The sequence below is a fragment of the Streptomyces sp. ISL-98 genome (genome assembly GCF_018614055.1).
GTDB classification, from domain to species: Bacteria; Actinomycetota; Actinomycetes; order Streptomycetales; family Streptomycetaceae; genus Streptomyces; species Streptomyces spiramyceticus.
Genome location: NZ_JAGGPB010000001.1, coordinates 543,259 through 568,273, shown reverse-complemented (window position 1 = coordinate 568,273; position 25,015 = coordinate 543,259). Strand labels below are relative to the sequence as shown.

The window sequence follows — 25,015 nt, the reverse complement described above, 5'->3', positions numbered from 1 at the left end:
CATTTACGGGACAGCCCTTAGCCTCCTGAACAGCGATGCTGTCTGATGCAGGGATCAGAGGTGCCGCGCACAGCGCGGCGGCGCCGGCCGGACGCCGACGCGCCGCCCTCCATGCCTACGTCACCGGGCCGCGCGTCGTCGCCCGCCCGCGCCCACAAGGGGGGCGAAATACCAGGCCGGGGGTGGGGACGGTCGGTTCCACGGCTTTACCCACCTCCCCGGTTCGGGTCCCGCGTCGAGCAAGACCAGGGGGCCACTCGTTCAAATTCCGGGCAGGATCACAGCCTGCCCGAGTTGCTGGCAAGCGTACGGCCCCCTGATCATGCTCGACCCCAAACCGGGCAGGACACCGGCCAAAGCCGTGGAGCCGACCTCAGATAACGATCAATCCGCAGCACGCCAGAGTTCTACGCTGACGATCCCAAGTTGATCCGGTCCTTCTTCGGCAAGGCGTTCCCCATGCAAGGTGATGGGGCTGTCACCGTCTGGACCAGCAAGATGGTTGATCACCTCTCGCGAAAGCGCCATGCGAATCTTGACACCCTCAACGGCATTCGGGCTTACCCAGACCGTCACGTCTTCGCTCATGAATCCACTATCTGCTGGCAGGCTAAAGTCTGCGAGTCGGGTCGGCCCTGGGCCGTCCGGGGCTGCTCGACAGTGACCAACGACGGCCATCGCTGCCAAGTCGAGTGCCAGCCATCACCGGTCGGAGCTGCGAAGACGCAGGTCGCCAAGATCGGTCGTGAGACCCAGGGCAAGAAGACAGGCCCTTGACTCGCCCCATTGAGACTCCACCGACCTCAGGGCGTCCGTGCGGCTCACGAAGCCCGAGCTGCTGCAGCCTTGGCTGCCAACCTCTTGAGAGCCGCATCCGATTTTGCGACATCGTCGGTGGTCAGGTCATCGGCCGTGTTGCGATAGGTGATGTAGGACCCGGGATCCACCATGTGAGCTGCCTGCCAGGTGAAGGTCAGCAGGTGGCGCCAGTCGTCGTGGTGTCCAACCTTTGCTTCAACCGAGACCTTGTAGTCCCGAGCCTGCGGAACGAAGTCAGGGAACGGAGCACGAAACTCAACGAAGAGTTGCTTGGCTTCTCTTCCTCCCACAGGGAAAGCCGCCGCAAATGCGTGGCCGTCGCCACTATCGGGCTTGAGATACCGCCTTGTCGTGACCCACAGAAGCCGCAATGCCGTGTCAGGCTCGTCTGGAAAACGGAGCTGAAGGTTCTGGACAACGATCGGCTTGGCGCCCGTGTTATAGATCACCAACGGCAACCGAAGCTGAGTGGAAGTCTCATTCGCGACGGCAGCGAAAGAATGCGGCTCGTACGAAGTCAGACGCCCCTGGCGTGCATTGAGCCACCAGAAGGAGGCAACAGTAAAGATCAGCGCACAGCCTGCCACGATGGCAGCAGCGGGTAGGTCAGATGACTGTCTACCAGCGAGGAACATCGCACTCATCACGCCGCGAGTATGGCAGGTCCGATGGACCCTGCCCGGGTGTCGCACTGTGCCCGCTGCATAGGCTTAAGCAGGGGCGACGGGAATCACGTGCAGCGAAGACCTTGGGCCGGTTCTGGTCACTTGGTCGTAGCTCCGCCCGCAGCTGGCCGACTCCGCCTCGGAGCCTGGAGGGCCCTTGCCGCGGGGCAAGATTTGAACCTGTGGCGGGACCGTTCATCTGCGATGGGTGAATCCACGACAACATGGCCGGCACAACGGTTTTCGACTGCTCTGCGGACTGTCGGCCTGTAGGTTGGAGTGTTATTCATGCTGGCGAGCGCAGGAGGCCTCGTGGCGATTGACCTCTCAACCAATCAGAAGAAGGCGCTCAGGAGAGCCGCTGCAAACAGCGACTACCACCTCCTGCTCGGTGCGGGGGCGAGTCGCGACGCGGTAGCCAGGGACGGCTCAAAACTTCCAACAGGCCCCGAGCTGGCCACCCTCTTGTCCGACCAGTTCAAGGTACCGATCGAGGAAGGCGACCTGCTGTGGCGGGTCTATGCCCGGGCAGTCGAGGACGCCGGGGAACGAGCCGTCTACGATTGGCTCAAGAGCCGCTTTTGGGGAGTCACTCCGCCTGGCTGGATGGACGTCTACGCCAGAGCCCCATGGGCGAGCGTCTGGACGCTCAACGTCGACGACGTCTTCGAACAAGCCTACGCGCGGGTGAGGTCCGACGTCTCACGATCCCTAGTTACGGTGAACTGGGACGACGAGTTCCGACAGAGCCACGATCTCGCCGTGGTCCATCTGCACGGTTGCGTCGACCGCGACGCCATGCGGCACTTGATCTTCTCCTTGAGCCAGTATGCGGGCAGCGCGGTAGCCCAGGCGGCCTGGCCATTGAACTTTCGTGATACCTATGGAGTTTCGCCCTTCGTAATTATCGGTGCACGGCTACGCGACGAGCCCGACATCGAAACGGTAATCGCCAATCGGACGCCGACCCACGAGGCCCCCAGCTTCTACGTGAGCCCGAACATCTCGTCGGCAGTAGAGAGGGACCTGCATGCGTGGAACCTCGTGCCGGTACGTATGACCGCCGAGGAGTTTGCGGAGGCTTGGCCGGAACTCACCGAAATAAATCTGAAGAAGGCCCCCACGAGACGTGAGGAGGTGGCGTTCCGTATCGGTCGGCAGTTCAGGGAGCTGCGAATCGATAGTGTAAGGAAGGCATCTCGTGACCACGATTTCATCGGCGGCGACGAGCCCGAGTGGATCGACATCCGGAACGGACTGAACGCGGATCTCGACTGGATCAGACAGGCGTCGTCCGACTGCCGACAGCTTGGCCGGACCGCCCGCGTCAACAGCGCAATGATCTATGTCGGCAATCGCCTCACCGGCCGCAGCACCGGCCTACTGGCGATCAGCAAGGCATTGCGGAAGCTCTCGTGGCGCACCTATCTATACGTCGGGGACGAACGGCCGGACGTAGAAGCCATCATCCAGTTTGCCGCCAACGGCCAGGCGATCGCTCTGCTCTTCGATTCCGTCGCCGACATCGCCGACGACGTCGCGTCCATCCTTAGCCTGGCCCGCAACGCGAGCCTCCAGATCGTCTGCGTCGCTGTCGACCAGGTGGACCGAAGCGCGAACATTCTCGGACGCCTCGACGAGGCCTACCTGCTCCGCAACCGTGTGACCACCATCAACACTCACCTGACGAACACCGACGCCGCCCACCTGGTAGACAAGCTCCAGTCGATCGGACGGCTAGGAATCCTTGAGTTGGAGCGGAAGGACGCACGCAGGCGGAGCCATTTCCGCGGCCGCGAGCTGTTCGATGCGATGGCACAGCTTGAGAACGCTCCTGGCTTCGGCCGAAGGGTGCGTGAGCTGGTCGACGCGATCAGCGATCTGGACCACATCAGGGTGCTGTTTCTCGCCGCGCTTGCGTCCCGCTTCGACTGCAGGTTCCACGCAGTCGACGCCGCCCGGATGGTGGGCATGGAAAGCGACTCCCTCGTGCGGCTGGTCCGCGACTACCCTCCGATCTCCTCCGTTCTGAAGACGGACGGCACCTGGATCAGGCCAAGGCAGCGCTGGATGGCACTCGACGCGTGTGTCGAGCGACTCGGCAGTCGGGACGCCCTCGCCACTCTGGGGACGGCCATGAACAACGTCGCGCCGCGGCTGGGCAGGTCCAGTCATCGGGAACGCAATGCCACGTCGCTGCTCGTGGCCGCTTTCATGACCTACAAGAACGTGGTCAGCGTCTTTCCCGAGGCAGATCTCGATCAGTGGTACGGGGGGCTGAGCGGCACCTTCGGCGACTGGAGTGCACGATACTGGGAGCAGCGCGCCATCATGAACCGGCATGCGGGGAAATCCATGCCGGAGGCGTGGGCCAGGGCGGAGTCGTTCGCGCTCCGGGCGGTCAGCATCGTTAGGGACTCCTACAGCCTTACCACGCTCGGAACGGTACTCCTGGCCAAGGCCGCCTTCGGTCCCGGGGTCGATGTCGGGCAATACTACGATCGCGCGATCGACGCCTACGAGGACGCCAGCGAGGCGAACCCGAAAAACCTGGTTACATGGCTCGCGTTCCTGCGCCACGCGCTGAATGTCCTGGCTCCGGACGGAAGGTCCCTCCGGCCGCTCCCCGAGGAAGTGACGGAGCGCATGCGGGACGACTGGACCAGGATCCATTCACAAAGCCTGATCGCCGCCGGCGCCAGTGAGGATGTCAAGGGCGAGCTGGCAGTCCTCAAGCGGCGTTTCGAGAAGCTCACCCGTGCCCCCTCAACCCTCGGCTAGGCGAACACGTGAGCGACACGTCTACGTGCGCGCTGAGGGCCCTGCCTCGCAAGCGCAAGCTTGTGGCCCACCCGGCGGAACCGAGCCGCCCAGCTGACACCGAGCCCGGACAGCACAGCAACAGTAGGCGTCGCGAGGCGTGGACTATCCGTGGACGAAGACGCGCAGTGCGATCGCCCATCGGGGTTTGACCTGCTGTGATGCCACAGACGGACGGGGCCTCCGGAGTCGTGTGCGCAGACCGGCATGATGTGCGCCATGACTGCCGAACCCAGCAGTGCCCCGCAGGAGACGTCCAGGTCACGGTCGTGACCGATGGTGTCGCACAAGTCTTCACTGGGAGGAGGGTGCGCGTATCGAGGTCCGAAACCTCGGTGGCGAGGTCGTGATCGAGGCGAATGCCGCAGGACTCAGAACGCTGGCTGGCCACCTGCTCACGCTCGCGAAGGACGGCGTTCCCGACGGGAGCCATCTGCATCTGGAGGACAGCAACGGTCTGACGGACGGGTCCGTCGGGTTGGTTCTGGAACGGAGTGACGAAGAGGATTGAGGCGTGCCAACGAAGCTGGCCACACTGCCCGTTGAGACCGTCTGTCGAATGCGTGTCGAAGTAAGCCGGATCAGCCGCCCACTCAACGTGATCGTGCAGGTCACGCACCCCGGCGGGCTTGAGTATCCAAGCGCCTTCTAAGCGCTTGGCCTCAGATTCGAGTGCACAACGGGCCGGCTCCACTGCCACTACTTGCCACCGGCCGGGGTACAGCAACGAAGTACAGCAACCTCGCCGACCGTCCACGCACCTCAACGAGCACCAGAGCCCGGTTGATCTGGCTGTGAGACCTCAGCGACCGGCCCGCCCGTAGTTCGCATCGAGGGGCTCAGGCATGCCACAGCCGTGCCAGAAGGGGCGGGGAACCACGGGGAGTCCGGGCTATCGGCAGCCACGAAGGCCTGAGCAAGCCCTAGTTGTGTTCTCGCAGCTCAGACCACATGCTGCCCCACCTCGCTCCTAAAGCGGTGGCTTCCTGACAACAAGCGGCAGCGGCCAGCCGGCGCAGGCCACTAGTGCGCTGCCGTCCTCGGTGAGGAAGAGCAGGGTGGTCCATGTCCGATCGGCAGAATCGATCAGCCCTGTGCGCACGGGCCGGCCATGTTCGCGGACGAGCTGCACTGCTCGTTCCAGCCCAAGAGGTTCGAGTCCATGCATCCGCATGCGCTGAAGTCGGCGCTTGAAGACTCCGGCATGCTGGCCTGCGGGTTGTGCCCGGTCTCCCACCCAGTAGGTGGCGCCGCTGCGGAGGGTGGCCAGAGCTATCACGGACGCCTCGTCATCACCAGCCAACAGCGATTCCAGTACCTGCCGTTCCATGGTCACCCCCGTTTGGATCTTGCGGTACAGCAGCCAGGTACCGCAACCCCAGCGATCGCCCGCGTCCGGTAGCGCCCCTGCGGGGCTCGGTAGCGGCCGGAATAGCCGTAACTGACCGATCCCGCTAGAGCTACGGATCAGAAGGTCTGTGACATCCACGGCTGACATCAACGACGCCGGACGGCGGTGCACTCCAGCATCCCTGTCCGGCCGTCGTGCTGGTGGCTTGCGGCGGCCGGAACAGCCTCTGGCCGAACTCCTAAAGCGGGTATCGCAGATGCGAGCCGCGAGAGACTCCGTCCCGTACGTGCCGATGCCCTGAGAATCAGGCCGCAGTAGCCGTGAGGCAGGCTCAGGCGAGAGGCTTGCCAACCTTACGGCCCTGCCCGGAGACGTTGACGAAGGGACGGATTTGCCCTCGCGCGATCCCTCGCTCCTGACAGATCCGGTCCAGCTCGCCCAGTCCGAGATACCAGCTCGTCTCCGCGTAAGGATCGAGACGATGCGGCAGCTCTTCGACACCTGGCAGCGCGGCGCTCTGGGACGCTGTCGTCACGTCATCGGGCAGCAGCAGCCCCCAATTGGTGATCGTTGCCGGGGCGCGTCCTCGATTAGTCGCTGCCACAGCTAGGTACTGCTGGGATCCGATCTCGCCGGCGATGACCGGGATGGCGTAGTGCGTGCGTACCTTGATCACGGGGCCGGTTCGGAGCCAGGACACCACTTGCCAGGTGAGGGAAACGACGCTGACGGCAAGCGCGCAGATGGAGAGGACAGTAGCTGCCATGGACGGAGCGTAATGCTCGCTGAGCGTTCGGGCACCAGTTAGAAGGCATGTGCACCTATTCCCGCAAACACCCGTCACTCACGTTCAGTCACAGACCTTGTTGAAGCGGTCCATGCGCCATGCGGCACCGTGCACCTCCCCTCGGAGAGACGCACGTGGAGGCGATGGGCCATGTGTGGGCCAGCCTGGGCGTTCCAGACCGCGTACAGCCTCCCCGGGCAGGTCAGAGCGATGCACGTGCTCGGATGGCAGCGCTCTTGAAAGCCGTTCCGCCTGGAGTCTGACGGCAGTCTCCGACGGCAACGTCAGCAGACGAGAGCGCATCTCAACGGCTTCCCAAGGTGTGTACTACGCCGTTCCGTCGGCTCAGCAACCGGTGAGCCATGCGGTCGGTAGAACTCCTAATGCGGTGCTCACGCACGAGCGCCCTTCCCCGGCCGCCCTCGGGCCGTGGATGGGCGCTCGGCGGTGATCAACGTCGACAACTTCCGACAGGTCAGCAGCAGGTCATGAGCGGCCGCTCATGACCAGTTGTGCTCTTCCCGATCTATCTACTCATCGCGTCGATGAGGTCACACGCGCCCAGTACGACACTCTTGATGAACCCCGTGATCGCGCCATGCTGGCCTGCACCTTCCCCAAGCAGGCCCCCACGGGTCCGCAGCAAGGGAAGATGCTGGTCCATGGACCCCGCCGTAACAACCGCCCTCATATCCAGTCCCGTTGCGCTCCTGGCAGCCACAGCCGCATACGGCGCCGGCCGCGTTCAGGGGCGAGGCGCCTACCAGGGCCCGGTGGACGCCGTGCGACGCCAACACCAACGTGATGCCTATGCCGACTTCCTTGCAGCAGCCAACAGCTATGTACGTCAAACCATGTGGGCGGAGTGCTCGCTACAGGCTTGTGCCCAATTGGGGATCTCCTACCCTCCGAGGGAGAGGCGAGAAGAAGCCGACTGACGGGCCTGCCGCATCCAAGCCGAGGTGTCAACTGAACCGCTGCGACTTGCAGAAGCCGTCGTCCAGCTCGAAGGCCCCGAGCACATCGCAGAGATCGCGCAGCGGATCGAGAACCATGCTCACAATGTGCATGTCACTGCTCTCCGAGATGAGGCTCCGGACACCCTCTTCGACGCGCTTGAGGGGCGCCCTCTTCGCGGATATCACAACCACCATATGGAACTTCTGAACGCGATCCGTGCGTTCACCGAAGCCGCCCGGGCCCACCTCAACGACGGCAAGAAGCCGAGACGGGCTTAGGCAGTACCGCTGCCGCATTTCTCTCCGGCGATGTAGGGCCTGTCGCCCTCGACTCTCGCCGAAAGAGCCAGCGAGCCTCACTATTCGAATCTTGGCCTATTTGTGGACGGGTGACTGCTCACACGCAGCATTCAATGCTCTGACCAGTAAGAACACCGAAGAGCTACACCCCCTCCTGAGCCGTGTTCGGTCAGAGCTGGGCCGTCTGTGGGCCGTCGAAGGGCGGCCCAGAGTGACCAACAACGACCATGGAGGACCGCCTGACTGCTGGTCGGGCCGTTCTTGCCTTGGGCCCTCCGAGGCCGCATGCGAGCCGCACAAGTTCCTCAGGAACAAGAAGCAGGAGTGGGAGGAGTACCGGAGCGAGGTCACCGCCTTCGAGCTCCGCAAGAACCTTCCGGTGCTCTAGCCACCGCCCTCAGCGGGCGGCGAAGTCCTGGGTCCACCAGGGGCCGCCCGGGCCGGACGTCAGGCCGATGCCCATGTGGGTGAAACGGCAGTTGAGGATGTTGTCCCGGTGGCCGGCATCGCTCATCCAGTCGGCCACCGTGGCATCGGCCGTCGTGGGCCCGCGATGGATGTTCTCGGCCCAGGCGCTCCACGCGTAGCCGGCGGCGGAGATCCGTGTGCCGGGGTCGCGCCCGTCCGGGCCGGTGTGCTCGAAGTAGTTGCGGGCGGCCATGTCGTCCGCGTGCCGCTGCGCCGCCGTGTGCAGCTGCGGGTCGACGCGTACGGGCGGGCAGCCGCGCCGCGCCCGGTGGGCGTTGACCAGGTGGCGACCTGCTGTTCGACGCCGGGCTTCTTACGGGCGGGCGCCTGCGTGCGGGTCGCCTTCGGCGGCGTGGGCGACGGCGCTGCGGTGGGGGACCGCGTGGGCTTCGCCGATGCCGATGCTCTCGCTGTGGGCGGTGCCTTCGGCGCGGGCCGTACGGGAGCCGCCTTCTGCGGGGGCGCTGCCGCCGGGGCCGGAGCCGTGGGTGTCCCGCCGGGCCCCCACGTCCACAGCGCGACGGCGGCGGCCGCCGCCAGCACCGCCGCCACCGCGACGACAGCAGCGGTACGGGGTCGCTGTCGCGGTGTGGCGCTGGCGGTGACCTGCATGCCGGGTGATTCGGGGGCCGACAGGGACAACGGCAGAGGCACCAGACTGAGGCGGGCGAGCAGCCCCTCCGCGGGCACCAGATCCCCCGAGCGCCCCGAACAGTCGCCGCAGTCCCGCACATGCCGCGCTATGCGCTTGCGCCACAGCGCTGACGGCGCCTCGTCCCACGACGCGGTGAGCGCCTGAAGGCCGGGGCAGCCCGGCACGGCCGCCAGCGAACGCACCACCAGCCGCCCGGCCTCCAGCTGCTCCTTCACCCGCTGGACGCGGACCGCGGCATGGGCGGGCGCGATCCCGAGGGCGTCGGCCAGCTCGCCCCGGGTGATCTCGCCCGCCGCCTCCAGCCACCACAGCGACAGCAGCTCCCGGTTGTCCGCGTCGAGCCAGCGGGTGGCCTCGGCCACCTCCCGGCGCTGCCCGGACAGGCCGAGCCGCCAGATGGTGAGCTCCACGAAGTCGGCCCCCGGATCAGGGACTTCCCGCGCCTGGTCGAGCGCGCCGACGGGAGGGCGGGCGCCGGGCGAGCAGTGGCGGCGTATCTGATTCATCGCTATGGCGATGAGCCAGGACCGGAATGCCCCGGGATCGCGCAGGTCGTCGAGGGCGTTCAGGGCACGCAGCATGGTGTCCTGGACCACGTCGTCCACGTCGGCGTGCCCGTCGAGCGCGCGGCCGACGACGTTGTAGACCAACGGCAGGTGAGCCGCGAGCACTTGCTCCCTGGCCTGCACGTCCCCCGCTACCGCGGCTGCCACCACCGCGGTTCCGCAATCCCTGTCCACGCCCGCCTGCTCCACGCCCGTCCGCTCTCGTCCACCGGCTCGCGCCGTGCCCTGTGCCCGCACCGTCGGGGCTGCCTCAGGAGGAAGCGGCGAAGTTCTGGGTCCACCAGGGGCCGTTCGAACTGAGGTTGATGCCGACGCCGATCTCCTTGAAGGCGCAGTTCAGGATGTTGCCACGGTGTCCCGGGCTTTTCATCCAGCCGTCCATCGCCGTGCGGGCGTCGTGGGGGCTTTTGTAGATGTTTTCGCCGTACGTCGTCCAGCGGTACCCGGCAGCCGTGATGCGCTCGCCGGGACCGGCACCGTCGGGATTGGTGTGGTCGTAGAAGTTACGGGCCGCCATGTCGTCGGAGTGCCGCTGGGCCGCCGCCTGGAGCTTCGCGTTGGAGGTGACGGGGGAGCAACCATGCTTGCCGCGCTCCGTGTTGACCATCTCGATGACCTGCGCCGCGAGCTGCGCGGTCTTCCCGCCGGCCGGGGCGGCGTTCGTAACGGAGGGCTTGCCGGCGCTGCCGGAGCCGGGTGCGGGGGTGCGCTTCGGGGCGGCGGGCGCCTGGGTGCGGCTCTTCTCGGCCGTGGGGGTCGCCTTGGGGGTGGTGCTGCGCTTGGCCTTGGAGGGGGAGGCGGAGGTGGTGGCCTTGCGGGACGGAGTGCCGGACGGCTTGACCGACGGGGTGGCGGAAGGGGTTCCGCTGGACCGGAGTGCCTCCGGTGTGGGAGACGCCTCGGCCGCCGTGCTCGTCCGGGCGGCGGAGTTCGCGAGCGACTGGACGGCGCCGTATCCGCCGGCGACGACCGCTATCAGCGCCACCGCTCCGACTGCGACGCCTGTCCGCCGCGGTCGGCGGCTTCGGTGTGCCCCGCTTCGGCGGCTGTGCCGGGCGGGAGCCGGGTCGTACGGCGAGGTCTCGGGTTCCTGGTTCATGCGGGTCAACTTCCGGTGTGGGGCTGGTGAGTGCTGGTCCAACACTCAGGAGACCCGGCCGCCGGACACCGATAACAGAAATCTTGCGGACGATCTCATCTCATCTGTGGCTGAGCCGGGCGGCGGACAAACACATCGCCCGCCCCTGATTCTTCAGAGGCGGGCGACGGTGGTCGGTGGAGCGGATTACGACATGTTGTTCTCGGCGTCGAGGTACGCCTTGATCCTGCGGTCGATTGCGGCCGCCTCGACGCGGCAACGCTTGGCCGCCGCGTACTCGCCTTCGCGCTCAAGGCGGTTGGCCTTGGCCTTCAGGTCGGCGGACTGCTGGCGCAGCTGGTTGATGTTCACGGTGATGGCACCGCCGCGCGCGGCCATGGTCTGCTGGCCAGTGGTCGTGGCGGCCTGTGCGGGCAGAGCCGTGAACAGAACGCCTCCGGCCATCGCTACGGTCACAGCGACGGTGGAAATGCGTCGACGCATGAGCTTCCCCTTGTTCTACGTCGGGTAGTTACTAAGTGGTAACTATAAACGACATGATCTTCCTTCTGTACGCCCGGCGGCGGGCCTGGCGGGGTATCCGCACCGGTGGGACCATTTGGGGGAAAGCATCAAGAAGGGAGCGAAATGTCTGTCATCAAGGAAACGATCGACATCGACCGCCGCCCCGAGGACGTCTTCTCCTACGTGACCGAGCCCTCGCACATCACCGAATGGCAGGAGAGCGCCGTATCGGCGACCAAGCTGGGTGACGCCCCCCTGGCCGTGGGTTCGAAAGTGAAGGTCACCCGCCGGATAGGGCGTCGGGAAATGCCGATGACCATGCAGGTGTCCGAGCTGGATCCGCCGAGGAGCTGGCGTATCGACGGCATCGACGGCCCCGTCAGAGGGCACGTGAAGGGCACGATCGAGCCGATCGCCGACGGGGAGCGGTCGCGGGTGACCCTGGCCCTCGACTTCGAGTCGCACGGGATAGGCAAGCTGCTCGCGCCGCTCGTCGTCCGTCCGCATGCGCGCAAGGAGATGCCGAGGAACGAGCAGCATCTGAAGGATGTGCTCGAAGCGAGCGTGTAGGCCCGGCTCGGGCAGGCCCGGCTTCGGTCAGCCGAAGGTCCAGCGGGTCTGGCTGTAGACGCCCTTGCCGAAGCCGAAGGCCGTGGTGGGCGCGACGCGGAACACCACGGCGCGGTCGGCGTCGCCGTAGAACGCCCCGTCCCGTACGTCGAAGTGCCAGTCGGGGCCGTACTTCGTCTCGTACCGCTCCGCCAGGCGCCGCAGACGTGACTCGTCGGTCTCCGCAACCGCCTCGCCCTCGACCACCAGGTCGAAGCCCTCGCGCAGCGTGTTGGTGCCTGTCGTCAGGATGACGTTCGGGTTGGCGGCGAGGTTCTGTGCCTTGCGCTCCTGCGGGCCCGTGCAGAAGTGCAGTGAGTCGTCCTGCCAGACCGCCAGCAGCGGTGTGACGTGAGGGCGGCCGTCCGGGCGTACGGTCGTCAGCCAGAACAGCTCCGCCTGCTCCAGGCGCGTCACCGCATCGGGCCAGGCGGTGGCCGTCGCGTTCTTGTCGCTGTAGCGGGCGTCCAGGCGGGTCAGGGGTTCCATGGTTTCGCTCCCTCTCGCTCGCGGTCTTCCTCCAAGGAAGACAGACCGCGAGCGGGAGCGAAACTCAGCTGGTGTGCGTCGTCAGCTGTGTGGCCACGGGGGCCGGGCCCACCGGGTGCCAGGCGGAAGCGCCCCGGCCGCTCCAGTAGAGGCGGCCGTCGAGGGCCACCGCCGCGATGGAGGTGTTGCCCGCCAGGTCCGTGGTTGCCGCCGGGGCGCCCGCGAAGAGGAAGTCGCCCTGGTTCCACCGGGGGGTGCCTGTCGTGCCCGTGGCGCCGGTACCGCCCGTGGCGAGGTCGACCGTGCCCAGGCGGCCCGAGCCGTCCCGGGCCGCCAGCAGGGAGCCGGTGGCGCTGACCGGGCCGAAGCCCGCCCGGCCGCCCAGATCCGTGACGGTGGCCGTGATGGCCGCCTCCGTGGCGCCGCCGGTGAAGCGGGCCGCCTGGACGGCGCCGGAGCCGGGCTTGCGGAAGTACAGGTGTACGCCGTCACCGTCCGCCCGGGCGGTCAGCGGCAGGGTGGTCGCGGGGAGCCCCGTGGGCACCGGGCCGCGCATCGGGGCGCCGGGGGCGTCCTGGGTCCAGGCGACCGCTGACGTGAGGGTGTGCGCGAAGACGTACTGGCGGCCCGAGGCGTCGGTGGTGACGGCCGGGTCGCCGTACACCTGCTGCCCGCCGAGCGTCTGCCACGGCGCCCAGCTGCCGTCGGGCAGCTGCGTGCGGGAGCTGAGGGCGTGGCCGCCGTCGCGGAGGTAGACCGTCGTACGGCCGTCGCGGTCCACTGTCACCGCAGGTGCGCTGATGTCCAGGGAATCGGGTGCGTGGGCGGGGCGCGGCATCCCGAGGGACTGCCAGGGGCCGAACGGGCCGCCCGGCGTGCTCTGCACGCTGGTGACGACGTCCCTGCGGTAGCCGGCCGGGGCGTCGAAGGACGTACGGGTGCCGAAGATGGCTATTCGGCCGTCGGGGAGCTTCTCGGACGCGATTCCGCTGTCCAGACCCGCACCCTCGGCGAGCCGGGGACCCGTCCACGTGCCGTTCGCGCCCGGCGCCCGGTGCCAGACCGCCAGCCGCGTGTCCAGCACGGAGAACGCCCACAGCTCGCCCTCCTGGGCGCCGCTCTGGAGCCAGGAGGTGCTGGTGTTGCGCGAGTAGCGGATGCTGTACGCCCAGCCGGGGCCCGCGGGGCGGCCGGACACCTTGCGGTCGCCGCAGCCGGCGTCGGTGGCGCAGTAATTGCTGGGGTACTCGGTCCAGGCGTACGTCTTCAGGGTGTGCAGCTTGTCCCGCACGGTGGCCGGGTCCAGGACGTGCGGCATCTCGCCGTTGAGGTAGCCCAGGTAGTTCTGGACGCTGAAGTGCGGGTGGCCCTTGGTCTTGCCGTACTCCGTGAGCGCCTTCTGGGCGAACCTGGCGCCGTACATGTGGTCCTGGTGGTCGGGGAGCAGGTGCGGCGTCTCCGCGCGGCCGTTCGTCGGGTCCAGCATCCGTACGAACGTCGGCTCGAAGCGCTTCAGGATCCCGGTGATCGTCTGTACGACCTGGTCCTTGGTGTACGCGTAGTTCTCGGCGACCGGGGTCCCCGACGACAGCTCCGACTCCAGCGTCTCCACCTTGCCGTCCCACAGCCCGTGCAGGCTGTTCGGCCGGTTCGCGGCGCTCGCGCCCGCCTCGTGCAGCTGCACCCAGACCAGATTGACCTCGGGCCGTGCCTTCAGCGTGTCGAGTTCCGCCCAGCCGCCGCCGTCCGTGCGGATCGCGGAGCGCTGCCAGGGGCTGGTGCGGTCGCCGGTGGCCATCTCGGCGTAGGCGGCGCGGATGCCGTTCTGCCGGGCCTCGGCGTACCGGGCTTTGTCGGCGGCGGGTCGCGGGATGCCCGCGTACTTGCTGCCGCCGGGCGCGTTGACGCCGTCCGCTTCGCCCGCCGTCAGGAACACCGAGGCCAGGCTGTGGCCGGAGCGGATCGACTGGCTGAGGTCGGGGTTCAGGAAGAACAGGTCGTCGTCCGGGTGCGAGACGATCTGCACCACGGATTCGCCGTCGGTACGGAGCGGCTTCACGGGGGCGGTGGCGGGCTTGCCGGTGACACCGGTGGAATCCGTGGAACCGGTCGCACGGTCAGGACCTTCGGCGCGGGCCGAGCCTTCGGAGCGCGCAGAGCCTTCGGAACCGGAGGAAGCACTCGGAACAGCGAGCTGGATACCCCCCACCGTCACGACCACGCTCGCGAGCAGAACGCCCAGCAGATTGCGGCGTGACAGCAGAACGGAACTACGGGCCCTGGGCGACATAGAGAAGGTGCTTTCGGTGTGCGTCGGTACGGGATATGGCGCCCAGGACGGCGCTGATCTGCGCTGACGGTTGAGCTGGCAGTGAAGATGGTGCAACAGGGCATCCGGTTCACCGAAGGTGAAAGCTCACGTTGTTGTACATCTCACGTGGTTTGCGGGAGCCGACCGCGGGGCAGACGAGGCAGGCGCCGCGCCCGCTCCTGCGGATAGGCTCGTGACTTGGACCTTGATCGGACGGTTGTACGGCCGGAGCGGGAGGCACCATGTCGGTTCCGGGGCGCAGGAGCAGCAACTTCTCTCGGCTGTTGCGGCACGGCTTCACCGATCCCTCCGCCGCCGAGCGGCTCCTCGACGCCCCCGAGCTCTCGGCCGTAAAGACCGACCCGGTGCTCCTCGACGCACTCGGCGCGACCGCCGATCCCGATCTGGCACTGCTCGGGCTCGTACGCCTGGTGGAGGCACAGGACCCGGACGAGCGGCACGTCTTCCTCGACACGCTCGTCAGGGCCAAGCCGCTGCGTGACCGGCTGCTCGGGGTGCTCGGCGCGTCCGAGGCGCTCGGCGACCATCTGGCGCGGCACCCCAGGGACTGGCATGCGCTCGTCACGTACGAGGCCGTGGACCTGCACCCGGGAATCACCGAATTCGAACAGGGGCTCGCGGGAGCCGTCGATCCGGTCACCCTGCGGGTCGCGTACCGGCGCTGCCTGCTGTCCATAGCCGCACGCGACGTGTGCGGTACGACGGACGTTGCCCAGGCCGCCGCCGAACTGGCCGACCTGGCCACCGCGACGCTGCGCGCCGCCCTCGCCATAGCCAGTACGGCCGCACCTGCCGATGCCGCCATGTGCCGGCTCGCGGTGGTCGCGATGGGAAAGTGCGGCGGGCACGAGCTGAACTACGTATCCGACGTGGACGTGATCTTCGTGGCGGAGGCGGCGGACGGAGCCGACGAACGGAAGGCGATGAACGCCGCCACCCGGCTTGCCTCCCACCTCATGCGGATCTGCTCCGAGACGAACATCGAGGGCACCATCTGGCCGGTCGACGCCAATCTGCGGCCCGAGGGGCGCAACGGGCCGCTGGTACGGACCCTGTCCAGCCACCTCGCGTACTACCAGCGCTGGGCCAAGACCTGGGAGTTCCAGGCGCTGCTCAAGGCCCGCCCGGTGGCGGGCGACCTGGCGCTCGGCGAGGAGTACGCCGAGGCGGTCTCGCCGCTGGTCTGGCAGGCCGCCGAACGCGACAACTTCGTGGCCGACGTACAGAAAATGCGCCGCCGCGTCGTCGACAACATCCCGGCGGCGCAGGTCGAGCGCGAACTCAAGCTCGGGCCCGGCGGGCTGCGGGACGTCGAATTCGCCGTACAGCTGCTGCAGTTGGTGCACGGGCGCAGTGACGCCACGCTGCACAGCGGGTCGACACTGGGAGCGCTGGAGGCGCTCGCGGCGGGCGGCTATGTGGGGCGGGCCGACGCCGCTCAGCTGGACGAGGCGTACCGCTTCCTGCGCGCCATGGAGCACCGCATCCAGCTGTACCGCCTGCGCCGCACCCACCTGGTGCCCCAGGGCGAGGCCGACCTGCGGCGGCTCGGGCGGTCGCTCGGGCTGCGCACGGATCCTGTCGCGGAGCTGAACAGGGCGTGGAAGCGGCACGCGGGAGTGGTGCGGCGGCTGCACGAGAAGATCTTCTACCGGCCGCTGCTGGACGCGGTCGCCCAGCTGGCCCCCGGCGAGATCCGGCTCAGCCCCAAGGCGGCCGGGCAGCGGCTGGAGGCGCTCGGATACGCCGATCCGGCCGCCGCGCTGCGGCATCTGGAGGCGCTGTCGTCCGGGGTCACCCGGAAGGCGGCCATCCAACGGACGCTGCTGCCCGTGCTGTTGGGGTGGTTCGCGGACTCCGCCGACCCGGACGCCGGACTGCTCGGCTTCCGGAAGGTGTCGGACGCGCTGGGCAAGACGCCGTGGTACCTGCGGCTGCTACGGGACGAAGGCGCCGCCGCCGAGAATCTGGCCCGGGTGCTCTCGGCCGGGCGGCTCGCCCCCGACCTGCTGCTGCGCGCCCCCGAGGCGGTGGCGATCCTCGGTGACCCCGAGGGGCTGAAGCCGCGCGGCCGGGATCATCTGGAGCAGGAGGTCCTGGCGGCGGTCGGGCGTGCGGACACCGCCGAGGGGGCGGTCGCGTCGGTACGCGGGGTACGCCGCCGGGAGCTGTTCCGTACGGCCGCCGCCGACCTGATCAGCTCGTACGGTACGGAGGAGAACCCGGCGGAGCAGGACCCCGGGGCCCTCGTCGACCGGGTCGGCAACGCGGTGACGGACCTGAACGCGGCCACGCTGGCGGGCGCACTGCGGGCCACCGTGCGCGCACAGTGGGGCGACGAGCTGCCGACGCGGTTCGCGGTGATCGGGGTGGGTCGTTTCGGCGGGCACGAGCTGAGCTACGGGTCCGACGCGGACGTGCTGTTCGTCCATGAACCCCGCGAGGGGGTCGACGAGCAGGAGGCGTCGCGGGCGGCGAATGCGGTGGTCGCCGAGATGCGGAGGCTGCTCGAACTGCCCACGACGGACCCGCCGCTGCTGATCGACGTGGATCTGCGTCCGGAGGGCAAGAGCGGCCCGCTCGTCCGTACGCTCGCGTCCTACGCGGCGTACTACCGGCGGTGGTCCCTGGTCTGGGAAAGCCAGGCGCTGCTGCGCGCCGAACCGATCGCGGGCGATCCCGACCTGGGCCGCCGCTTCATCGAGCTCGCCGACCCGCTGCGGTATCCGGCGGAGGGGCTGGGCGAAGACGCGGTACGCGAGATCCGCCGCCTCAAGGCACGCATGGAGTCGGAACGAATGCCGCGCGGCGCCGATCCGACGCTGCACGCCAAGCTGGGGCGGGGCGGGCTGAGCGACGTCGAGTGGACGGTGCAGCTCTTCCAGATGCAGCACGGCTGGGCGGAGCCGGGCCTGCGCACGCCCCGCACCCGCGAGGCTCTGGCCGCGGCGCACGCGGCGGGCCTGATCGCCACGGAGGACGCCCAGACGCTGGACGAGGCATGGGTGCTGGCTACGCGGGTGCGGAACGGGGTCATGCTGGTACGGGGGCGGGCCGGCGACACGTTCCCGTCGGACGGGCGTGAACTCGCGGCGGTGGCACGGTACCTCGGGTACGACGCCGGCCATGTGGGCGACATGCTGGACGACTACCGGCGTACGACGCGGAGGGCTCGGGCGGTGGTGGAGGAGTTGTTCTACGGGGCGTAGGGGTGCGGGTGGCTCCGCCCCAGACCCCGCTCCTCGGCATTTCAGCCCGTCCGGGGGTCTGGGGGCTTGCCCCCGGACGAGGTGGCGGAGGCGCCCGTACGCCTGACGGCCGCCGGGGGAGGAATCACGCACCGGGAGTGAGGCAGCACAGAGGGTGAGGTCAGGCAATCGTGCCCGGAGCTATCCCCGGAGGTATGCCCGGACCGGCCAGATCCGGCGCCGCGGCCCGTCTATCAGCTTCGGCAACCGGTGCGGCATCGCGCCGTACCAGGAGAAGCTGAGGGCGTAGCCGAACGTCAGGCAGAGCATGCCGCCCACCGCGTCGAGCCAGAAGTGGTTGGCGGTCGCGACGATCACGACAAGGGTGGCCGTCGGGTAGAGCAGGCCGAGGATCTTCGCCCAGGGCGCGGCGGCCAGCGCGAAGATCGTCAGGCCGCACCACAGCGACCAGCCGATGTGCATGGAGGGCATCGCCGCGTACTGGTTCGACATGTTCTTGAAGTTGCCGGAGGCCATCGAGCCCCACGTCTCGTGGACCAGGACCGTGTCGATGAAGCCGTGCCCGTTCATCAGGCGCGGCGGCGCCAGCGGATACAGGTAGTAACCGAGCAGGGCCACGCCTGTAGTCGCGAACAACACCAGGCGAGTAGCCGCATAGCGGCCGGAATGACAGCGGAAGAGCCAGACCAGCACGCCGATGGTCACAATGAAGTGCAGCGTCGCGTAGTAGTAGTTCATGGTCACGATCAGCCATGTCACCGAATTCACGGCGCGGTTGACCGATTCCTCGAAGGCGAGACCCAGGGACTTCTCGGCCTCCCAGATCCAGTCCGCGTTGCGCAGGGCCGCTGCCCGCTGCTCCGGTACCGCATTGCGCACCAGTGAATACGTCCAGTAACTCACCGCGATGAGCAGGATTTCGAACCAGATACGGGGCCGGCGCGGCGCTCGCAGCCTGTTGAGAGCGGCGAGCCGTGTCGACGGCTGCCGTTCCTCTTCCTCCACGATGGGTGAGGGAACGTTGGCCGTCCGGCCTTCCAGAGTCTTCACGGTCGCGTCACCCATGGGGAGAGAGTCTGCCAGATGAGGACCACTCCTCGATCATCCTCCGGTCGGTTCCTGATCGCACTCCCTACGTCTTAAGGACGAGGCCCCGAGGCGGTTGAACCGCGTACGACCAGCTCCGGCATGAAGACGAATTCGCTGTGCGGAGCAGGTGTCCCGCCGACCTCTTCGAGGAGGGTGCGGACTGCGGCCTGTCCCATCGCCGTCACCGGCTGCCGGATCGTGGTCAGCGGCGGATCGGTGAACGCTATGAGCGGCGAGTCGTCGAATCCGACGACCGACACATCGCGCGGTACGTCGAGCCCGAGCCGCCGGGCGGCCCTGATCGCGCCGAGCGCCATCATGTCGCTGGCGCAGACGATCGCGGTGCAGCCGCGCTCGACGAGGGCGGCTGCGGCGGCCTGGCCGCCCTCCAGGGTGTAGAGGGAGTGCTGGATCAGCTCTTCCGTCTCCTCGGGGGTCAGGCCGAACCGCTCCTGCATGCCGGCCCGGAAGCCCTCGATCTTGCGGAGTACGGGCACGAACCGCTTCGGGCCGACCGCCAGGCCGATCCGGGTGTGTCCCAGGGACGCCAGGTGCGTCACGGCCAGCCGCATCGCCGCCCGGTCGTCGGGTGAGATGAAGGGCGCCTGGACCTTCGGCGAGAAACCGTTGACGAGAACGAAGGGGACACCCTGGGCGCGCAGCTGCTCGTAGCGCTGCATGTCGGCGGTGGTGTCCGCGTGGAGCCCCGAGACGAAGATGATGCCGGACACGCCGCGGTCCACGAGCATCTCGGTGAGCTCGTCCTCGGTGGACCCGCCCGGGGTCTGGGTGGCGAGGACCGGGGTGTAGCCCTGGCGGGTCAGGGCCTGGCCGATGACCTGGGCCAGCGCCGGGAAGATCGGGTTTTCGAGCTCGGGGGTTATGAGGCCGACCAGTCCCGCGCTGCGCCTGCGCAGACGGACGGGGCGCTCGTACCCGAGGACGTCGAGTGCGGCAAGAACGGATTCGCGGGTGGCCGCGGCAACCCCGGGCTTGCCGTTGAGTACGCGGCTGACCGTCGCTTCGCTGACCCCCGCCTGGGCTGCGATGTCGGCAAGCCGTGCGGTCATGGGAGTGGACTGTACCGGGCGCATGTCAGATTGCCCACCATGCGCAGGAATCAGCCGATAGGGCGACCGTGTCGTCGGAGAAGACGGGGGCGGCGGATGCGATCAGAAGCCTGCCCGGTGTGGGCAGTTCGGCCTCGTGGTCCGTCGTGTTGAGGGTGCAGGCGAAACCGGGGCGGGTGAAGGTGAGCAGGCCCTCGGGGGACTCCTGCCACTGCATCTCACCGTCCCCGAGGCCCGGGAGTTCGCGGCGCAGGGCGAGCGCCGAGCGGTAGAGCTCCAGGGTGGACAGCGGGTCGCCGGTCTGGGCCTCGACGGTCAGCGACTTCCAGGTGTCGGGCTGCGGCAGCCAGCTGCCGGCGGGGCCGAAACCGTACGGCGGCTCGCCGCCCGACCAGGGCATCGGCACCCGGCACCCGTCGCGCAGGCCGTCCTGGCCGTTGCTGCGGAAGAAGGAGGGGTCCTGGCGGACGTCGTCGGGCAGGACCGTGACCTCGGGCAGGCCCAGCTCCTCGCCCTGGTAGAGGTACGCCGACCCGGGCAGCGCCAGCATCAGCAGTGCGGCGGCGCGGGCGCGGCGCAGGCCGAGGGCGTCGTCCCCGGCGCCGTACCGGGTGAGGTGGCGGACCACGTCGTGGTTGGACAGGACCCAGGTGGTGGGGGCGCCGACGGAGGCGGTCGCGGCGAGTGACGCGTCGATGACGGCATGCATCACCGTCGCGTCCCAAGGGCAGTTCAGGAACTGGAAGTTGAAGGCCTGGTGCAGCTCGTCGGGGCGTACGTACAGGGCGAGGCGCTCGGGGGAGGGGGCCCAGGCTTCGGCGACGCCGATGCGCTCACCGGCGTACGAGTCGAGAAGCCTGCGCCAGCCGCGGTGGATGTCGTGGACGCCGTCCTGGTCGAAGAACGGCAGGACCTGGGAGCCGATCATCTTCGCCTGCTCGCGGGAGCCGATGTCGGGCAGGCCCTCGGCCTTGACCATGCCGTGGGCGACGTCGATACGGAAGCCGTCGACGCCCAGGCCGAGCCAGAAGCGCAGGATCGAGTCGAACTCCTCGTGGACCTCGGGGTTGTTCCAGTTGAGGTCGGGCTGCTGCGGCGCGAAGAGATGCAGGTACCAGTCGCCGTCGGAATCAGAAGGGCCCGAAGGGCCTTCCTTGGAAGGGTGGTGGTGGGAGACGGGAGGGCGGGTCCAGGCGGGGCCGCCGAAGACCGACTCCCAGTCGTTGGGCGGCAGTTCGCCGTCGATGCCCCGGCCCGGGCGGAAGTGGTAGCGCTCGCGGGCCGGCCCTCCGTCCCGCTCTGTGTCTTCGGCGAGTGCCGCCCTGAACCACGCGTGCTGGTCGGACGTGTGGTTCGGCACGACGTCGACGATCACGCGCAGGCTCAACTCGTGGGCGGTGCTGATCAGTTCGGCGGCATCGTCGAGGCTGCCGAAGAGCGGGTCCACGACACGGTAGTCCGCCACGTCGTAGCCGCCGTCGGCCTGGGGTGAGGCGTAGAAGGGGGTGAGCCAGACCGCGTCGGCGCCCAGGGCGGCCACGTGCGGCAGCCGGTCGCGGATTCCGCGCAGATCGCCGATGCCGTCGCCATTGCTGTCCGCGAAGGAGCGCACGTACACCTGATAGATGACGGCGTCGCGCCACCATTCCCGCTGTGCGGTCCGTGTGGGCGTGAGCTCCTGCGTCATGAAGGTCCCTCTCGTACGGGGCTGGATCGGTAACTACGAGATCAACGCGGATGCCCTACGAAAGTAACAGTCCTGCAAGTCCTTGCGGTAGTGCTTGCAGGGTCCCCGGCAAGGCCGTGAGAGCGCCTGTGGCCTGCCTGACAAGGGGTAGGACGGCAACCGTGAGGACACGCCGATGTAACGATCGGCTGGTCTTGCGGAAAATCTTCGCAAGGTCTTTCGGTCTTCTTTCATCCTTGTTACGTTCCTCGACGACCCGGCGCCGCGACGGAGCGGTTCGGCAGTTGAAGGAGTTCAGATGCGACGTGGCATAGCGGCCACCGCCCTGGTCGCGACCCTGGCGCTCGCGGCGACGGCTTGCGGTGGCGACAGTGGTGACAGCGGTGAGAAGAAGAGCTCGGGCAAGCTGTCCGGCACAGTCACCTGGTGGGACACCTCGACCGTCGGCAGTGAGGACAAGGTCTTCAAGAAGCTGGCCGAGGGCTTCGAGAAGAAGCACCCGGACGTCGACGTCAAGTACGTCAACGTTCCGTTCGGTGAGGCCCAGAACAAGTTCAAGAACGCCGCCCAGTCCGGCTCCGGCGCCCCCGACGTGATCCGCGCCGAGGTCGCCTGGACCCCGCAGTTCGCCGACCTCGGCTACCTCGCCCCGCTGGACGGCACCACCGCCCTGAAGAACGAGAAGGACTTCCTCGGGCAGGCCGCGGCCAGCACCAAGTACAACGGCAAGACGTACGCGGTGCCCCAGGTCATCGACTCCATGGGTCTCTTCTACAACGAGAAGATCTTCAAGGAGGCCGGCGTCAAGGTCCCCCAGACCATCGACGAGCTGAAGACCGTCTCGAAGAAGATCAAGGACAAGACCGGCAAGACCGGCCTCTACCTGCGCGGCGACGACGCGTACTGGTTCCTGTCCTTCCTCTACGGCGAGGGCGGCGACCTGGTCGACGCCAAGAAGAAGACCGTCACGGTCGACCAGGAGCCCGGCGTCAAGGCGCTCAAGGTCGTCAAGGACCTCGTCGACTCCGGTGCAGCCAAGACCGACGCCACCGACGGGTGGGAGAACATGCAGGCGTCCTTCAAGGACGGCAAGGCCGCCATGATGATCAACGGCCCGTGGGCCGTCGCCGACACCTTCGCCGGCAAGGAATTCAAGGACAAGGCCAACCTGGGCATCACCACGGTGCCGGCCGGCTCCGCCGGACAGGGCGCCCCGCAGGGCGGCCACAACCTCGCGGTCTACGCGGGCTCCAAGAACCTGGACGCCTCGTACGCCTTCAGCGAGTACATGACCTCCGCCACGAGCCAGGCCCTGGTCGCCAAGGAGCTCAACCTGCTCCCGACGCGCACCTCCGTGTACTCCCAGCCCGACGTGTCCGGCAACCACATCGTCGGCTTCTTCAAGCCCGTCGTCGACAAGGCCGTCGAGCGCCCCTGGATCCCGGAGACCGGCAGTCTCTTCGAGCCGCTGAAGACCGAGTACACCAAGGTCCTCACCGGCCAGACCACCCCGGAGAAGGGCGCCAAGGCCACCGGCGACTCCTACCGGAAGCTCCTCAAGGGCTGGAAGTAAGCAAGAAGTGACAGGAAGGCAGGAGGCCGGCTGATGGCTGTCCACACCAGCCAGTCGGTGGCGAAGGCCGCGGGCGACAATGTCGCCCGCGGCCGGAGCCGCGGCGCTGGAAAACCGCCCGGCAGGTTCCGCCGGGCCGTCTCGGTCCACTGGTACGCCTGGACCATGATCGCCCCCGTGGTGATCGTGATCGGCGTGATCATCGGCTATCCGCTCGGTCGCGGAATCTATCTGTCGATGACCGACGCCAACGAGCGCAACGTCGAGCGGTCCATCGGGGTCAATCACCTGCCCGCGACCTACAAGTTCGTGGGGCTGGACAACTACACCGACGCCCTCACCGGCAACCAGTTCCTGTCGACCCTCGGCTGGACCCTGGTGTGGACGGTCTCCTGCGTTTCCGTCACCTTCGTACTCGGCCTGACCCTGGCCAACATGCTCAATCGCAGGATCGCGGGACGCTCCGCGTACCGCATGATGCTGATCCTGCCCTGGGCCGTGCCCGGCTTCGTGTCGGTCTTCGCCTGGCGCTTCCTCTACAACGAGGACCGCGGCCTGCTCAACAAGCTCCTCGCGGGCGGCGGCATCGACGCGGTGCCGTGGCTCAACGACCCGACCTGGGCCAAGTTCGCGGTCATCGTGGTCAACGTCTGGCTCGGCGTGCCGTTCATGATGGTCGCCCTCCTCGGCGGCCTCCAGTCCATCCCCGGTGAGCTGTACGAAGCCGCCGAGATGGACGGGGCGAGCGCCTGGCAGCGGTTCCGCCACATCACCATGCCCGGGCTGCGCTCGGTCAGCTCCACCGTGGTCCTGCTGAGCACCATCTGGACGTTCAACATGTTCCCGGTGATCTTCCTGCTCACCCGCGGCGGACCCGGCGAGGCCACCCAGATCCTGGTCACCCAGGCGTACAAATTCTCCTTCGAGATCAGCCCCCGCGACTTCGCGATGTCCTCCACCTGGGGCGTACTGATCCTGATCCTCCTGATGGTCTTCGCCGCGGTCTACCGGCGAGCCCTCCGCAAGCAGGGAGAAGTCTGGTGACCACCACCGCAGTGCAGAACACCGCAGCGAAGAACACCGCAGGCAAGCCCTCGCGCCGCGCCGGCCGGGTCCGCCCGCGCGGCGAGCGCTCGCCGCTCGCCTCCTTCGGCCTGCACGCCACGCTCATCGTGACGTCCGTGATCGCGGTCTTCCCGGTGCTGTGGGTCCTGCTGACCTCGCTCAAGCCCGCCAAGCACGCATCGACGACGGCGTTCTTCAAAGAGACGACGCTCGCGAACTACACGAACCTGCTGAACGACACCCCGTTCCTCACCTGGTTCGGCAACTCGCTGCTCGTCGCAGGCCTCACCACGGTCCTCGGCGTCTTCGTCTCGGCCACCACCGGCTACGCCGTCAGCCGCTTCCGCTTCCCCGGCATGAAGCCGCTGATGTGGACGCTGCTGATCACCCAGATGTTCCCGGTCGCCGTCCTCATCGTGCCGATCTACAACATCATGTCGAAGATGGGCCTGCTCAATCAGCCCGCGGGCCTGGTCATCACGTACCTCACCATCGCGGTGCCGTTCTGCGCCTGGATGATGAAGGGCTTCTTCGACACCATCCCGCAGGAGATCGACGAGTCGGGCCGCGTCGACGGGCTCAACCCCTTCGGCACCTTCTGGCGGCTGATCCTGCCGCTCGCCAAGCCGGGCCTCGCCGTGACCGCGTTCTACTCCTTCATCACCGCCTGGGGCGAAGTGGCGTACGCCTCCGCCTTCATGGTCGGCGACGAGAACCTGACCCTCGCCGGCGGTCTGCAGAAGTTCGTCAACCAGTACGGCGCCCAGTGGGGCCCGATGACCGCGGCCTCCGTGCTCATCGCCGTCCCGGCCGCCGTCGTCTTCGTCTTCGTGCAGCGCCATCTGGTGGCCGGAATGACAGCGGGCGCCACCAAGGGCTGACGCCCTCCCACCCGCGTA

19 protein-coding genes and 2 pseudogenes are annotated in these 25,015 nt (G+C 67.9%); 8 read left to right on the top strand and 13 right to left on the bottom strand.

Going from position 1 to position 25,015, the window contains the following annotated elements:
- Window positions 1-384: 384 nt before the first annotated feature.
- Both J7I98_RS02545 and J7I98_RS02540 read right to left on the bottom strand, forming a co-directional pair.
- Window positions 385-588 (bottom strand): hypothetical protein, encoded by a 204-nt coding sequence (locus J7I98_RS02545; protein ID WP_214915511.1) that lies wholly within the window; start codon window positions 586-588, stop codon window positions 385-387.
- Between the two features lie 233 nt (window positions 589-821).
- Window positions 822-1,463 carry a hypothetical protein gene (locus J7I98_RS02540; RefSeq protein WP_214915508.1) on the bottom strand — a complete coding sequence of 214 codons (642 nt, stop codon included), beginning with the start codon at window positions 1,461-1,463 and terminating at the stop codon, window positions 822-824.
- A 333-nt stretch (window positions 1,464-1,796) separates the two neighbouring features.
- Here J7I98_RS02540 and J7I98_RS02535 point away from each other — a divergent pair, with 333 nt between their 5' ends.
- A complete protein-coding gene (locus tag J7I98_RS02535) occupies window positions 1,797-4,265 on the top strand; it encodes an SIR2 family protein (RefSeq protein ID WP_214915505.1) in 2,469 nt (822 codons plus the stop codon).
- A 385-nt stretch (window positions 4,266-4,650) separates the two neighbouring features.
- On the top strand, window positions 4,651-4,815 hold the full coding sequence (locus tag J7I98_RS02530; protein WP_251019946.1) for a hypothetical protein: 165 nt from the start codon (window positions 4,651-4,653) through the stop codon (window positions 4,813-4,815).
- Window positions 4,816-5,274: 459 nt separating this feature from the next.
- On the opposite strand, the gene J7I98_RS02525 is transcribed toward J7I98_RS02530, so the two are convergent.
- From J7I98_RS02525 to J7I98_RS02515, 3 genes are all read right to left on the bottom strand, one after another.
- Entirely contained in the window at window positions 5,275-5,634 is a 360-nt protein-coding gene (locus J7I98_RS02525) for a hypothetical protein (RefSeq protein ID WP_214915502.1), read from the bottom strand.
- Between the two features lie 352 nt (window positions 5,635-5,986).
- On the bottom strand, window positions 5,987-6,421 hold the full coding sequence (locus tag J7I98_RS02520) for a hypothetical protein (RefSeq protein WP_214915501.1): 435 nt from the start codon (window positions 6,419-6,421) through the stop codon (window positions 5,987-5,989).
- 986 nt (window positions 6,422-7,407) lie between these two features.
- A complete protein-coding gene (locus tag J7I98_RS02515; protein ID WP_214915495.1) occupies window positions 7,408-7,596 on the bottom strand; it encodes a hypothetical protein in 189 nt (62 codons plus the stop codon).
- A gap of 406 nt (window positions 7,597-8,002) precedes the next feature.
- Here J7I98_RS02515 and J7I98_RS02510 point away from each other — a divergent pair.
- Window positions 8,003-8,089 (top strand): annotated as a pseudogene (locus J7I98_RS02510) (glutamine synthetase); the annotation flags it as partial.
- Between the two features lie 9 nt (window positions 8,090-8,098).
- Here the strand turns inward: J7I98_RS02510 and J7I98_RS02505 are convergent.
- From J7I98_RS02505 to J7I98_RS02495, 3 genes and pseudogenes are all read right to left on the bottom strand, one after another.
- Window positions 8,099-9,564, bottom strand: a pseudogene (locus tag J7I98_RS02505) (sigma-70 family RNA polymerase sigma factor).
- A 76-nt stretch (window positions 9,565-9,640) separates the two neighbouring features.
- Window positions 9,641-10,489, bottom strand: coding sequence for a CAP domain-containing protein (locus J7I98_RS40735; RefSeq protein WP_251019945.1), 849 nt, complete (start codon window positions 10,487-10,489; stop codon window positions 9,641-9,643).
- Between the two features lie 186 nt (window positions 10,490-10,675).
- Window positions 10,676-10,972 carry a hypothetical protein gene (locus tag J7I98_RS02495; protein WP_214915493.1) on the bottom strand — a complete coding sequence of 99 codons (297 nt, stop codon included), beginning with the start codon at window positions 10,970-10,972 and terminating at the stop codon, window positions 10,676-10,678.
- 144 nt (window positions 10,973-11,116) lie between these two features.
- Between J7I98_RS02495 and J7I98_RS02490 the strand changes: the two genes are divergently transcribed.
- Window positions 11,117-11,563, top strand: coding sequence for an SRPBCC family protein (locus tag J7I98_RS02490; protein ID WP_214915491.1), 447 nt, complete (start codon window positions 11,117-11,119; stop codon window positions 11,561-11,563).
- Window positions 11,564-11,590: 27 nt separating this feature from the next.
- On the opposite strand, the gene J7I98_RS02485 is transcribed toward J7I98_RS02490, so the two are convergent.
- Window positions 11,591-12,091, bottom strand: a complete 501-nt coding sequence (locus J7I98_RS02485) for a pyridoxamine 5'-phosphate oxidase family protein (RefSeq protein ID WP_214915488.1) — start codon at window positions 12,089-12,091, stop codon at window positions 11,591-11,593.
- Between the two features lie 64 nt (window positions 12,092-12,155).
- The gene (locus J7I98_RS02480; RefSeq protein WP_214915485.1) at window positions 12,156-14,381 is read right to left on the bottom strand and encodes a PIG-L family deacetylase; all 2,226 of its coding nucleotides are present in this window, start codon (window positions 14,379-14,381) and stop codon (window positions 12,156-12,158) included.
- 263 nt (window positions 14,382-14,644) lie between these two features.
- Here J7I98_RS02480 and J7I98_RS02475 point away from each other — a divergent pair, with 263 nt between their 5' ends.
- Entirely contained in the window at window positions 14,645-17,632 is a 2,988-nt protein-coding gene (locus J7I98_RS02475) for a bifunctional [glutamine synthetase] adenylyltransferase/[glutamine synthetase]-adenylyl-L-tyrosine phosphorylase (RefSeq protein ID WP_214915481.1), read from the top strand.
- A gap of 180 nt (window positions 17,633-17,812) precedes the next feature.
- Here the strand turns inward: J7I98_RS02475 and J7I98_RS02470 are convergent, their stop codons facing one another.
- The 3 genes from J7I98_RS02470 to J7I98_RS02460 all read right to left on the bottom strand — a co-directional run bounded on the left by J7I98_RS02470 (window position 17,813) and on the right by J7I98_RS02460 (window position 21,478).
- A complete protein-coding gene (locus tag J7I98_RS02470; protein WP_214915478.1) occupies window positions 17,813-18,697 on the bottom strand; it encodes a phosphatase PAP2 family protein in 885 nt (294 codons plus the stop codon).
- A 74-nt stretch (window positions 18,698-18,771) separates the two neighbouring features.
- Entirely contained in the window at window positions 18,772-19,791 is a 1,020-nt protein-coding gene (locus tag J7I98_RS02465) for a LacI family DNA-binding transcriptional regulator (protein ID WP_214915477.1), read from the bottom strand.
- A gap of 25 nt (window positions 19,792-19,816) precedes the next feature.
- The gene (locus J7I98_RS02460) at window positions 19,817-21,478 is read right to left on the bottom strand and encodes a glycoside hydrolase family 13 protein (RefSeq protein ID WP_214915476.1); all 1,662 of its coding nucleotides are present in this window, start codon (window positions 21,476-21,478) and stop codon (window positions 19,817-19,819) included.
- Between the two features lie 298 nt (window positions 21,479-21,776).
- Here J7I98_RS02460 and J7I98_RS02455 point away from each other — a divergent pair, with 298 nt between their 5' ends.
- From J7I98_RS02455 to J7I98_RS02445, 3 genes are read left to right on the top strand one after another with little or no spacing between them, the layout of a single operon-like run.
- Window positions 21,777-23,051: an extracellular solute-binding protein gene (locus J7I98_RS02455; RefSeq protein WP_214915474.1), complete on the top strand. Its 1,275-nt coding sequence runs from the start codon at window positions 21,777-21,779 to the stop codon at window positions 23,049-23,051.
- 33 nt (window positions 23,052-23,084) lie between these two features.
- On the top strand, window positions 23,085-24,095 hold the full coding sequence (locus tag J7I98_RS02450) for a carbohydrate ABC transporter permease (protein WP_214915472.1): 1,011 nt from the start codon (window positions 23,085-23,087) through the stop codon (window positions 24,093-24,095).
- Between the two features lie 11 nt (window positions 24,096-24,106).
- The gene (locus tag J7I98_RS02445; RefSeq protein WP_308377657.1) at window positions 24,107-24,997 is read left to right on the top strand and encodes a carbohydrate ABC transporter permease; all 891 of its coding nucleotides are present in this window, start codon (window positions 24,107-24,109) and stop codon (window positions 24,995-24,997) included.
- Window positions 24,998-25,015: the final 18 nt, after the last annotated feature.

Excerpts from the sequence above, each read along its gene's own strand:
- J7I98_RS02545 (WP_214915511.1), bottom strand. The coding sequence starts at position 588 with ATGAGCGAAGACGTGACGGTCTGGGTAAGCCCGAATGCCGTTGAGGGT.
- J7I98_RS02485 (WP_214915488.1), bottom strand. The coding sequence starts at position 12,091 with ATGGAACCCCTGACCCGCCTGGACGCCCGCTACAGCGACAAGAACGCG.
- J7I98_RS02455 (WP_214915474.1), top strand. The coding sequence starts at position 21,777 with ATGCGACGTGGCATAGCGGCCACCGCCCTGGTCGCGACCCTGGCGCTC.
- J7I98_RS02490 (WP_214915491.1), top strand. The coding sequence starts at position 11,117 with ATGTCTGTCATCAAGGAAACGATCGACATCGACCGCCGCCCCGAGGAC.
- J7I98_RS02495 (WP_214915493.1), bottom strand. The coding sequence starts at position 10,972 with ATGCGTCGACGCATTTCCACCGTCGCTGTGACCGTAGCGATGGCCGGA.
- J7I98_RS02460 (WP_214915476.1), bottom strand. The coding sequence starts at position 21,478 with ATGACGCAGGAGCTCACGCCCACACGGACCGCACAGCGGGAATGGTGG.
- J7I98_RS40735 (WP_251019945.1), bottom strand. The coding sequence starts at position 10,489 with ATGAACCAGGAACCCGAGACCTCGCCGTACGACCCGGCTCCCGCCCGG.
- J7I98_RS02450 (WP_214915472.1), top strand. The coding sequence starts at position 23,085 with ATGGCTGTCCACACCAGCCAGTCGGTGGCGAAGGCCGCGGGCGACAAT.
- J7I98_RS02540 (WP_214915508.1), bottom strand. The coding sequence starts at position 1,463 with ATGAGTGCGATGTTCCTCGCTGGTAGACAGTCATCTGACCTACCCGCT.
- J7I98_RS02520 (WP_214915501.1), bottom strand. The coding sequence starts at position 6,421 with ATGGCAGCTACTGTCCTCTCCATCTGCGCGCTTGCCGTCAGCGTCGTT.
- J7I98_RS02480 (WP_214915485.1), bottom strand. The coding sequence starts at position 14,381 with ATGTCGCCCAGGGCCCGTAGTTCCGTTCTGCTGTCACGCCGCAATCTG.
- J7I98_RS02475 (WP_214915481.1), top strand. The coding sequence starts at position 14,645 with ATGTCGGTTCCGGGGCGCAGGAGCAGCAACTTCTCTCGGCTGTTGCGG.
- J7I98_RS02515 (WP_214915495.1), bottom strand. The coding sequence starts at position 7,596 with ATGGTGGTTGTGATATCCGCGAAGAGGGCGCCCCTCAAGCGCGTCGAA.
- J7I98_RS02470 (WP_214915478.1), bottom strand. The coding sequence starts at position 18,697 with ATGGGTGACGCGACCGTGAAGACTCTGGAAGGCCGGACGGCCAACGTT.
- J7I98_RS02525 (WP_214915502.1), bottom strand. The coding sequence starts at position 5,634 with ATGGAACGGCAGGTACTGGAATCGCTGTTGGCTGGTGATGACGAGGCG.
- J7I98_RS02465 (WP_214915477.1), bottom strand. The coding sequence starts at position 19,791 with ATGACCGCACGGCTTGCCGACATCGCAGCCCAGGCGGGGGTCAGCGAA.